Raw genomic sequence first — 11,087 nt, 5'->3', positions numbered from 1 at the left:
GTGGGGTCGAAGGGGCGGAGCCCCTGGGGATGGGACGGGTAGGGGCGGCGGGGGCGAGAAAAGTCGACGCGCGCCCCCGACCCGGCGCACCCTGAAAACGACCGCGCGCCCTTGGCAAGCCCCTCACGGAGCGGCACCTTGCCCAAAGACACCGCACACCGCACGCCACCGAGGAGCCCCGCACCATGACCGCGAAAATCCTCATCGTCACCGGCGACGCAGCAGAGTCCCTGGAGGTCCTCTACCCCTACCAACGCCTCCGCGAGGAGGGCTACGAGGTCCACATCGCCGCCCCCACCCGCAAGAAGCTCCAGTTCGTCGTCCACGACTTCGAACCCGGCTTCGACACCTACACCGAGAAACCCGGCTACACCTGGCCCGCCGACCTCGCCTTCTCCGAGGTCGACCCCGGCCAGTACGCCGCCATCGTCATCCCCGGCGGCCGAGCCCCCGAGTACCTCCGCAACGACCCGGAACTCCGCAAGATCCTCAAGTCGTTCTTCGACGCCGACAAGCCCGTCGCCCAGATCTGCCACGGCCCCCTGCTCACCGCCGCCGTCGACGCCCTCAGCGGCCGCCGCGTCACCGCGTATCCGGCGCTGGAGATCGACATGCAGTCGGCCGGCGCGACCTACCGGGACGCCGAGGCGGTCGTCGACGGCACGCTGGTCTCCTCCCGCGCCTGGCCGGACCACCCGGCGTGGATGCGCGAATTCCTGACAGTGCTCCGCGCGAAGGCACCGGCCACCTGAGCCCACCTCCACACAAACCCGGCGCCCCTCCCCAGGGGCGCCGGATCACGCCGCCAGCCCCTCCGCCACCTCGACGGCCTCCGCCAACGTGTCCACCACCGGAACCCCCACCCCCTCAAGGCTCGCCCGGCTGTGCGACCCCCCGGTGTACAGCACGGCCCGCGCGCCCGCATGCCGCGCCGCCACCGCGTCGTCCGCCGCGTCCCCGATCACGACCGTCCGTGAGGGATCCACCCCGCCCAGCGCACCGAGATGCCGCACCATGTGCTCGGCCTTGCTGCCCCCGGACGGCCCGGTCCGCCCGTCCACCCGTACGAAGTGCGCCTCGATCCCGAAACCGCGCACCAGCGGCACAAGCTCCTCATGCCCGTACATGCTCAGCAGCGACTGACTGTGCCCCGCCGACCGCCACCCGACGAGCAGCTCCTCCACCCCCGCGGTGAGCCCGCACCGCACCCGCTCCTCGGCGTAGTACCGATGGAACGCCTCGTCCATGACCTCCCACTCGGCATCCGTCGGCAGCCGCCCCATCAACCGCTCGTAGAACTTCGGCACCGGCACGCAGTACAGCGCCCGATACCGCTCCAGCGTGATCGGCTCCAGCCCCAGCTCCGCGAACGCCGCGTTCGTCGCCCCGATGATGGCGTCATTGTCGTGGAACAGCGTCCCGTTCCAGTCCCACACAATGTGCGCCCCTGCCAGCTTCCCCATGCCGACAAACGTACCCGCCACCACTGACAATCAAGAGCCCAGCGCCCACACCCGCGCACGGCCTCACCCGCTCACCCCACCGCGCCCACCAGATTCGCGATCTCCTGCGTGGCGTACCACAGCAGCTCATGGTCCTCGGCACCGTCCACCACGAACTGCGCGTCATCGTCCCCGGCGTCCGCCGCCGCCAGCGCCTCCGCCGCCGCGGCGACATCCGCCTCCGCGTCCCCGGCGTCGACGTGCACCGACGCCGCCTTGGCCAGCCGTACGACCCCGGCGACCCGTACCTCCCCCAGCGCCGCCGGATCGAGTCCGCGGTCGGGGTCGGCGGTCGCGGCGCCCTCCGGCACGTCGACGGCGACCACGACGCGCCGCCGCGGCGCCCCCGGGTCCGCCGCCAGCAGCCGCAGCGAGGCCAGCGCGGCCCGGCTGAGGGCCGCGTACTCCAGTTCCTCGAGGTCGTCGGAGAGGTACCACTCACGCAGCGCGGGCGTGACGCCGTACGCGACGAGCGGCCCGGGCCCCAGCTCCCCCGTCCGGTGCGCCTCGGCGAGCCCGGGGAGGGTCAGGGGGACGTAGACGCGCATGGCTGGCCGCTTTCCGTGGTCGTCGTGACCGGAGGCGCCCCGCTCGGCGCTCCGGAGGCTTCAGGATACGTGCGAGGGTCCCCTTTCGAGTCCGTGCCCGCACCCCTGCCCACGTCACTCTCCGGCCCGGAATTCACCCGCCCCCGCCGCATCGCCACGGGCCTCCCCGGCCCCCACGCCACCCGGATGAGTGAATCCTCCAGGCGCCCCGCCGCGCAGGGCCACCTCCTTGCCGCCGGACCCTCCGGCCCCGTACAAGATCACCACCGTCAAGTTACCGCCCGGTATCAACCGGGTGCGCAGAGTGCTCACCAGAAACGGGGATCGCCATGCACAAGGTCATGACCAGGACCCAACGCCGCCCGGCCAACCGCCCGCCGACCCGCCGCGACACCAGCCGCCCTGGCGGCACCCCACCCCGCGCCCCCGGCAGGACTCCCCTGACCACCCCCGGCGGCCCGCCCCCTCGCCTCCCCGGCGGCACCACCCGCACCGCACCCGCCGACGGCCGCCCACCCAGCACCCCGGCCGCCACGGGCCCCACCCCCGTACGCCCCACCGACAACCGACCCACCACCCCCACCGGAACACCACGCCACCCCCTCCCCCTCCCCCAGCAACGCCCCACCGACCTCTTCGCCGAGCGCCTCCTCGCCGTCCTCACCGGCCGCAGCCCCGTCCACTCCATGCTCCGGTACACGCTGGGCGCCGCCTACGACGACCTCGCCGACCTCGCCGCACACGGCCCCCTGCGCGCCACCCACGGCCTCCGCCCCGTCGTCCGCGACATCGGCTACTACGAACCACGCCCCGGCGCCGTCGAGGCGTTCGCCCGCATCGGCACCGGCGACCGCCTGCGCGCGATGGCCTTCCGCCTGGAACAAGGCCAGGACCACCGCTGGCGGTGCACCGCCGTGGAACTGGGCGGCCCCCGCCGCCCGCACACACGCCACGACTGAGGGAACGCCAAAGGGCCGGCCACCCCGACAGGGAGTGACCGGCCCTTCACACGGCTACCGCCGCCGACGCCACCTACTTCTTACGACGCCGACCGCCCCGCGCCTGCTTACGGCGCTCCGCGCGCGTCAGCCCGTCCGCCTCCGAACGGACCGGCTCCTCGTCACCGGCGAAGTCGCCCTCGATGGTGCCGCCCTCACCGTCCACGGTCGGCGCGGAGAAGTGCAGATTCCGACGCTGCGGGGCGTCCAGCCCCTTCGCGCGGATCTCCGGACGCACCGTCGCCTGCGCCGGCACCGCGTCGCGCTTCTCCAGGTCGGCCACCGGCTTGGCGTCCTCGACCGGGACCTCCTCGACCTGCTGCTCGACCTGGACCTCCAGGTTGAACAGGTAGCCGACGGACTCCTCCTTGATGCCGTCCATCATCGCGGAGAACATGTCGAAGCCCTCACGCTGGTACTCGACCAGCGGGTCCTTCTGCGCCATCGCGCGCAGACCGATGCCCTCCTGGAGGTAGTCCATCTCGTAGAGGTGCTCACGCCACTTGCGGTCCAGGACCGACAGCACGACCCGGCGCTCCAGCTCACGCATGATCTCCGAGCCGAGCTGCGCCTCACGCGCCTCGTACTGCTCGTGGATGTCGTCCTTGATGGACTCGCTGATGAACTCCGCGGTCAGACCGGCCCGGTCACCGGCCGCCTCCTCCAGCTCCTCCACGGTGACCTTCACCGGGTACAGCTGCTTGAAGGCGCCCCACAGCCGGTCGAGGTCCCAGTCCTCCGGGAAGCCCTCGGCGGTCTCCGCCTGGACGTACGCGTCGATCGTGTCGTCCATGAAGTGCTGCACCTGCTCGTGCAGGTCCTCGCCCTCCAGGACGCGGCGCCGCTCGCCGTAGATGACCTCACGCTGGCGGTTGAGGACCTCGTCGTACTTCAGGACGTTCTTACGGGTCTCGAAGTTCTGCGTCTCGACCTGCGACTGGGCGGACGCGATCGCGCGCGTGACCATCTTGTTCTCGATCGGCACGTCGTCCGGCACATTGGCCATCGACATCACGCGCTCGACCATCTGCGCCTTGAACAGCCGCATCAGGTCGTCGCCCAGCGACAGGTAGAAGCGGGACTCGCCCGGGTCGCCCTGACGGCCGGAACGACCGCGCAGCTGGTTGTCGATACGACGCGACTCGTGCCGCTCGGTGCCCAGCACATACAGGCCGCCGAGCGCCTCGACCTCGTCCTTCTCGGCCTTCACGGCCTGCTCGGCGTTCTGCAGCGCGGCGGGCAGCGCGGCCGCCCACTCCTCGATGTGCTCCTCGGGGTCGAGGCCGCGCTGGCGAAGCTCCGCCTCCGCGAGATCCTCGGGGTTGCCGCCGAGCTTGATGTCCGTACCACGGCCGGCCATGTTCGTGGCCACCGTCACAGCGCCCCGGCGGCCGGCCTGGGCGACGATCTGCGCCTCACGCTCGTGGTGCTTGGCGTTCAGCACCTCGTGCTGGATGCCGCGCTTGCTGAGCTGCTGCGAGAGGTACTCCGACTTCTCGACGGACGTCGTGCCGACGAGGATCGGCTGGCCCTTCTCGTGCTTCTCGGCGATGTCGTCGACGACGGCCTCGAACTTGGCGACCTCGGTGCGGTAGATCAGGTCGGACTGGTCGTTGCGGATCATCGGCCGGTTGGTCGGGATCGGGACCACGCCGAGCTTGTAGATCTGGTGGAACTCGGCGGCCTCGGTCATCGCCGTACCGGTCATGCCGGACAGGCCGGGGATTTCCTTGCCGTCGTGGTCGTGGCGCTTGTAGAGGCGGAAGAAGTTCTGCAGGGTGATCGTGGCGAGCGTCTGGTTCTCGTCCTTGATCGGCACCCCTTCCTTCGCCTCGATCGCCTGGTGCATGCCCTCGTTGTAACGGCGGCCGGCGAGGATACGGCCGGTGTGCTCGTCGACGATCATGACTTCGCCGTCCAGGACGACGTAGTCCTTGTCCTTCTTGAAGAGCTCCTTGGCCTTGATGGCGTTGTTCAGGTAACCGACGAGCGGGGTGTTCACCGACTCGTACAGGTTGTCGATGCCCAGCCAGTCCTCGACCTTGGCGACACCGGCCTCGTGGATGGCGACCGTGCGCTTCTTCTCGTCGACGTCGTAGTCGCCGGTCTCCTCGATGCCCTTGAGCGGCTGGCCGGCCTCGCCGCGCTTGAGGCGGGTGACCAGCTTGGCGAAGTCGCCGTACCACTTGGTGGCCTGGTCGGCCGGGCCGGAGATGATCAGCGGCGTACGGGCCTCGTCGATGAGGATGGAGTCGACCTCGTCGACGATGGCGAAGTTGTGGCCGCGCTGGACGAGCTCGTCCTTGGACCACGCCATGTTGTCGCGCAGGTAGTCGAAACCGAACTCGTTGTTCGTGCCGTACGTGATGTCGCAGGCGTACTGCTCGCGGCGCTGGGCCGGCGTCATGTTGGCGAGGATGCAACCGACGCTCAGACCCAGGAACTTGTGGACGCGGCCCATCATCTCGGAGTCGCGCTCGGCCAGATAGTCGTTGACCGTGATGAGGTGGACGCCCTTGCCGGAGAGCGCGTTGAGATAGGCGGGCAGGGTGCCGACGAGGGTCTTGCCCTCACCGGTCTTCATCTCCGCGACATAGCCGAGGTGCAGGGCGGCGCCACCCATGATCTGCACGTCGTAGTGACGCTGGCCGAGGGCGCGCTTGGCGGCCTCCCGCACGGTGGCGAACGCCTCCGGCAGCAGGTCGTCGAGGCTCTCACCGTCGGCGTACCGCTGCTTGTACTCATCGGTGAGGGCCCGCAGCTCGGCGTCGGAGAGGTCGACGAAGTCCTCTTCGATGGAGTTGACCTGGTCCGCGATGCGGTGCAGCTTGCGCAGGATCTTGCCTTCGCCTGCACGCATGATCTTCGAGAGGACGGACACGGGGGTTGGTCTCCTTGCCGGTCGGGCCTGGGACGGTCGGTTTCGATTTGACTTACTGAGCAACGGCCATCGTATGCGAGGACCCCACCGCGCCGGGAGGGCCTGCCGCACGAGGGCCGCACGCTGCCGCGCACCTGCTCCACATTCTTCTTCGAGCTCCTTCGAAGGGGACAACGGCCGGGGCTCCCGGATAGTGCCGCATCCGCCCACCGCATTGCGCGAATTGTGATCACACCCTCACGCTCCGCGAGGCAATGGCACGCCCGGACACCGCCCACCACAATCGTCCGATGGACCCCGTCACCCTGACCTCGGACCGCCTCGTCCTGCGCCCGCTCACCCCCGCCGACACACACACGGTGCACACCGCCGCCCAGGACCCCGACATCCAGCGCTGGACGACGATCCCCTCCCCCTACCACCTCGAACACGCCCGCACCTTCATCGAACAACAGGCACCCGACGGCTGGGCGACGGACTCGATGTACACCTTCGGCGTCTTCCTCCCCGACGCGACCCTGACCGGCCTCCTCAGCCTCACCGCGCGCTCCCTCGGCACCGTGGAGATCGGCTTCTGGACGGCCAAGGAACACCGCGGCCACGGCTACACCACCGAGGCCGCCCTCACCGCCTCCCGCTGGGCCTTCACCCGCCTCGCCGTGGACCGCGTCGAATGGCGGGCCGAAGTGGGCAACACCGCCTCCCGCGCGGTCGCCGAACAGGCCGGCTTCACCCTGGAAGGCACCCTCCGCTCCGCCCTCAACAACAAAGGCACCCGCAGGGACTCCTGGATCGCCTCCCTGCTCCCCTCCGACCTCGGCCTGCCCTCCACCGCCCCCTACCTCCCCCACCGCCCCTGAAACCCCAGCTCAGCGCCCACTGTCAGTACCACCACCTATCGTGCGAGCCATGACGACCCCGCGCCCCACCACAGAGCTCTCCGCGGACGACGCCCGCCGCATCGCCCTGCGCGCCCAGGGCTTTCTCGGCACCCCCGACCGCAAGGCCGGCGTCCGCGGTGTCCTCCGCCACCTCGGCGCGGTCCAGCTCGACACCATCTCCGTCCTCGCCCGCTCCCACGAACTCATCCCGTACGCCCGTCTGGGCGCCGTCGGCCGCAGGACCGTCGAGCACGCCTACTGGCGGGACACCCACGCCTTCGAGTACTGGTCCCACGCCGCCTGCATCCTCCCCATCGAGGAATGGCCCCACTTCGCCTTCCGCCGCCGCGCCTACCGCGACCGCCCGCACTGGAACCACACCCTCCCCGACGGCGTCTACGACCAGGTCATCAAGCAGCTCCACACCGAGGGCCCCCTCACCGCCACCGAACTCGGCGGCGCCAAGAAGACCAGCGAGTGGTGGGACTGGTCAGGCACCAAGGTCGCCGTGGAACGCGCCCTGATGTACGGCGAAGTCGTCTGCGTCGAACGCCGCGGCTGGAAACGCGTCTACGACCTCGCCGAACGCGCCGTCCCCACGGACCTCCTCCATGACGACCTGGACGACCACGAGTGCCTGCGCCGCCTGGTCCGCCTGGCCGGCGAATCCCTCGGTGTCGGCACCCGCGCGGACATCGCCGACTACCACCGCCTCAAGGGCGACCAGGTCGACGCGGTGATCGCCGACTCGGGCCTGGTACCCGTCACGGTCGCGGGCTGGTCCAAGCCCGCCTGGGCCGACCCGGCGGCCCTCGCCACACCTCCGCGCGGCCGCCACCGCACGACGCTGCTGTCCCCCTTCGACTCCCTCATCTGGGAACGCGCCCGCACCGAACGCCTCTTCGGCTTCACCCACCGCCTGGAGGCGTACGTCCCCAAGCCCAAGCGTGTCCACGGCTACTTCGCCATGCCGGTCCTGGCCGGCGGCCGCCTCGTCGGCCGCGTGGACCCGGCCCGCGAGGGCACAACCCTGGTCGCCCGACAGATCACCCTGGACGGCCCCAAGGCGGTCCCGGCGGTGGCCCAGGCGCTGGTCGAGGCGGCCGGCTGGGTCGACTGCACCGACGTACGCGTCGAACGCATCGACAACGAATCCCTGCGCGCCCCCCTCACCGGGGAACTCGCCCGCCTCCTCGCCTGACCGACCGGTTCCGGCGCCCTCACCGAATCTCGAGGATCTTCTCCCGCATCGCATACACCACCGCTTCCATCCTGGAGTGCAACTGCAGCTTCTCCAGGATGTTGCGGACATGGTTCTTCACGGTGTTCTCGGAGATGAACAACTCCTTGGCGATGTCCCGGTTGTTCATCCCCGTCGCGACCAGCTTGAGTACTTCCAGCTCACGGTCCGTGAGCCGCGGCGCGGGCACCAGCCGCCGTTCGTCGGTGCGCTGGATCATCGATTTGAACTCGGTGAGCAGTTTCGACGCCATGGACGGACTGATCTGCGACTGCCCGTCGGCCACCGCGCGAATGGCAGTGGCCACCTCGTCGGTGGAGATCTCCTTCAGGAGATAGCCGGTCGCCCCCGCCTTGATCGCGTCGTAGAGGTCGGCCTCCTCGTCACTGATCGTCAGCATGATGATCTTCGCGCTGGGGGCCACCTCCTTGATGGAGGTGCACGCCTCGATCCCCCCGCGCTTGGGCATGCGTACGTCCATCAGGACGATGTCGGGCAGCAGATCCGCCGCCTTGTCCACCGCCTCCGCCCCGTCGCCGGCCTCACCGACGACCTGGATGTCCTCCTCGGCCGCCAGCACGATCTCCAGGCCGCGGCGGAACAGGGCGTGGTCGTCCACGACCAGGACTCTGATCGGCTCCTTGCGTGGAGTGCCCGTACCGGTGTCCGTGCCCGCGTCCGGGCCCATGCCGACGACGGCGCCGTCGGCAGTGCCGTCCTGCATCGGTCCGAAGCTGTCCGCCATCGTTCCTCCCCCTGAAGGCTGTGGCCGTGGTCCAGTGCCATCGCCAACGCAAGGCAACGGCCCACCCGTTGGACCGTTGCGGCCATGATTCCATGCCCGGGCGACAACACGGTGACAGAGCAGGGCGCGAAGGGGTCGCACGCGGGTGCCCCTGGGGGCGCACACGCGCTCCAGGGGCACCTCTCAGCCGTCACCGAGGCGGTTCAGCCGCCCAGCGTGCCACCCGACCCGGGTGCGTGCGCCTGGGTGACCATCGTGTCCGTCCTGAGGTGGATCACGCCGTAGTCGTACGCGTGCCGCCGATAGACGACGCTGGGCTCCTTGGTCTCGGAGTCGACGAACAGATAGAAGTCGTGTCCGACCAGTTCCATCTCGTAGAGGGCCTGGTCGAGGGTCATCGGGGCAGCCACATGGGTCTTCTCGCGGACCACCAGGGGGCCTTCGCCCTGGACCTCCAGCGAGCCGATCTTCTTGGTGGGCACGGCCTCCGACTCCTCGCCCACCAGGGCGTGACCGTTGCCGTTGAGCGTCGCCACACCCGGGACGTGGTCGGGGACCTCCGCTGCCGTGAGCCGGCGCGTGCCGCGCCGCGTGTACCGCTTGTCGTGCTGCTTGCGCAGCTGGGCGTCCAGCTTCTCCGCCGCCAGGTCGAGTGCCGCGTACGGGTCACTGGCCGCTGCCTCCGCCCGGATCACCGGACCGCGGGAGCGGAGCGTGATCTCCACTCGGTCGCACCGGTCGGCCTGTCGGGGGTTGGGCTCCTTGGACACCTCGACGTCGAGGCTGATCACCTTGCCATCGAGCTTCTGGATCTTCTCCAGCTTCAGCTTCTCGGCCACGTGCTTGCGGAACCGCTCGGGCACCTCGGTCTTGCGGCCCTTGACGACGATGTCCACGCAGAACTCCGTTCCCGGATCGCTCCGCATCCCTGGCGGAGCATCTCCCTTTTGCACCAGGCTCCGGTGAGTGCCGGAACCTCGGACTCGGTGACTTCCACCTCCTCCTCCCCCGTGGGCGCGATCTCCACCCCTGACGCTGCGGGTGATTGCGGACCACCGCAGCACGGCATTCGGATATGAGAGGTGTGGCCTGCGGCTTTCCCTCACAACCGAACATATCTCGCCCGGACGGATGGCGTCACCCTCTACTGCGGCGTACCTCCGTTCAGGTGAATTAGCCTTCTCATTACCTGCAACGTCGCGAGTTCACGCTCAGTTCCGGTTTATTTCGAAGGAATCCGGCGACGCGGCGACCACAGCGGCGCAGACGAGATCGGTGCCGCCCCACTCACCTCCGCCGGCCAGTCCACGACCAGCAGGATCCCCGCCGAGGCCCCCGCCGCCGGCAGAGCCTCGGCCTCCGCCGCCGCCCCCGCCACCGCGCCGCCCCGCGCACCCGTCCAACCCCTCGCCCGGCCGGCCCTGGACGACGCCCGAGCCATACCCGGCGGACCGCGCCGAGCCACCTACGGCCGACTGCGCCGAACCGTGTCCAGCAGACCGCACCGAGCCACCTCCGGCAGAGCACCCCGAGCCCTGACCGGCCCGCGCCGAGCCAGACCCCGCGGACCCTGCCCTTACGCCTCCCCCCGCCGCCCCGTCGTACACATCCGCCAGCGCCTCCCGCACCGCCCGCGCGGCCTCCGCGAGCGATGCCCCCGTCGTCACCAGGTCGTCGACGATCACCACCCGCCCCCCGGCCAGCACCCGCGCCCCCGCCGCCGTCACCGCCAGCGCACCCACCAGATTGGCCAGCCGCTGCCGGGAGTTGAGCCCCGCCTGATCCGCCACCGCCCGCCGCTGCCGCAGCACAGCCGCCACCCGCGCCGGCGTCCCGGTCCGCCGCAGCTCACCGGCGGCGGCGAGCGCGATCCGCCGCGCGGGGTCATGGCCGCGGGCGCGCACGGTGCTCCGCGCGGACGGAACCGGAACCAGCACCACGTCCCTGGGGGCCGGGCCCCCTCCCCCCTCCCCCAACCCCACCCGCACCGCCCCCGCCAACCCCACCCCCAACGCCGGCCCCAGCCCCAACGCCCCCCGCTCCTTGTGCGCCAGCAGCACGGCCCGCACCTCGCCGGTATACGGCGCCGCCGCATACACGGCCGGCAGCCCCGACGGCTCGGGCACGGGCCGCACCCGCCGCGGCACCGCCCCGCTCAGCGCGGCGCGACACTCCGGGCACAGGACCGTACGAGGCCGCCCACACCCCCCGCACTCACCCGGCAGCACCAGGTCGGTGAGGTCCTGCCACCATCCCCGTACGCCGTCCACACCCACCACTGTGCCGGTGTCG

General features: G+C 70.5%; 10 protein-coding genes. 4 read left to right on the top strand and 6 right to left on the bottom strand.

Translation table 11 applies throughout. From position 1 onward, the window contains the following. Window positions 1-185 precede the first annotated feature (185 nt). The gene (locus ACH5AC_RS08480; protein WP_398860948.1) at window positions 186-752 is read left to right on the top strand and encodes a DJ-1/PfpI family protein; all 567 of its coding nucleotides are present in this window, start codon (window positions 186-188) and stop codon (window positions 750-752) included. Window positions 753-797: 45 nt separating this feature from the next. On the opposite strand, the gene ACH5AC_RS08475 is transcribed toward ACH5AC_RS08480, so the two are convergent. Further along, window positions 798-1,463, bottom strand: a complete 666-nt coding sequence (locus ACH5AC_RS08475) for an HAD family hydrolase (protein WP_398860947.1) — start codon at window positions 1,461-1,463, stop codon at window positions 798-800. A gap of 71 nt (window positions 1,464-1,534) precedes the next feature. After that, a complete protein-coding gene (locus ACH5AC_RS08470; protein ID WP_398860946.1) occupies window positions 1,535-2,050 on the bottom strand; it encodes a DUF6912 family protein in 516 nt (171 codons plus the stop codon). Between the two features lie 329 nt (window positions 2,051-2,379). Between ACH5AC_RS08470 and ACH5AC_RS08465 the strand changes: the two genes are divergently transcribed. Next, the gene (locus ACH5AC_RS08465; protein ID WP_398860945.1) at window positions 2,380-3,009 is read left to right on the top strand and encodes an Rv3235 family protein; all 630 of its coding nucleotides are present in this window, start codon (window positions 2,380-2,382) and stop codon (window positions 3,007-3,009) included. Window positions 3,010-3,082: 73 nt separating this feature from the next. On the opposite strand, the gene secA is transcribed toward ACH5AC_RS08465, so the two are convergent. Beyond that, a complete protein-coding gene (gene secA, locus ACH5AC_RS08460; RefSeq protein ID WP_398860943.1) occupies window positions 3,083-5,929 on the bottom strand; it encodes a preprotein translocase subunit SecA in 2,847 nt (948 codons plus the stop codon). A gap of 290 nt (window positions 5,930-6,219) precedes the next feature. Here secA and ACH5AC_RS08455 point away from each other — a divergent pair, with 290 nt between their 5' ends. After that, on the top strand, window positions 6,220-6,789 hold the full coding sequence (locus tag ACH5AC_RS08455; protein WP_398860942.1) for a GNAT family N-acetyltransferase: 570 nt from the start codon (window positions 6,220-6,222) through the stop codon (window positions 6,787-6,789). Window positions 6,790-6,838: 49 nt separating this feature from the next. After that, on the top strand, window positions 6,839-8,011 hold the full coding sequence (locus ACH5AC_RS08450; RefSeq protein ID WP_398860941.1) for a winged helix-turn-helix domain-containing protein: 1,173 nt from the start codon (window positions 6,839-6,841) through the stop codon (window positions 8,009-8,011). A 19-nt stretch (window positions 8,012-8,030) separates the two neighbouring features. On the opposite strand, the gene ACH5AC_RS08445 is transcribed toward ACH5AC_RS08450, so the two are convergent. From ACH5AC_RS08445 to ACH5AC_RS08435, 3 genes are all read right to left on the bottom strand, one after another. Next, the gene (locus tag ACH5AC_RS08445; protein WP_398860940.1) at window positions 8,031-8,795 is read right to left on the bottom strand and encodes a response regulator; all 765 of its coding nucleotides are present in this window, start codon (window positions 8,793-8,795) and stop codon (window positions 8,031-8,033) included. A 203-nt stretch (window positions 8,796-8,998) separates the two neighbouring features. Beyond that, window positions 8,999-9,691 carry a ribosome hibernation-promoting factor, HPF/YfiA family gene (gene hpf, locus ACH5AC_RS08440; RefSeq protein WP_398860939.1) on the bottom strand — a complete coding sequence of 231 codons (693 nt, stop codon included), beginning with the start codon at window positions 9,689-9,691 and terminating at the stop codon, window positions 8,999-9,001. Between the two features lie 315 nt (window positions 9,692-10,006). After that, window positions 10,007-11,065: a ComF family protein gene (locus ACH5AC_RS08435; RefSeq protein ID WP_398860938.1), complete on the bottom strand. Its 1,059-nt coding sequence runs from the start codon at window positions 11,063-11,065 to the stop codon at window positions 10,007-10,009. Window positions 11,066-11,087 lie beyond the last annotated feature (22 nt).

Origin of the sequence: Streptomyces sp. NPDC018693 (assembly GCF_044391385.1) — a bacterium.
Classification (GTDB): Bacteria; Actinomycetota; Actinomycetes; order Streptomycetales; family Streptomycetaceae; genus Streptomyces.
The sequence above is the reverse complement of the archived record's forward strand: the minus strand, read 5'-3'. Positions and strand labels throughout refer to the sequence as shown.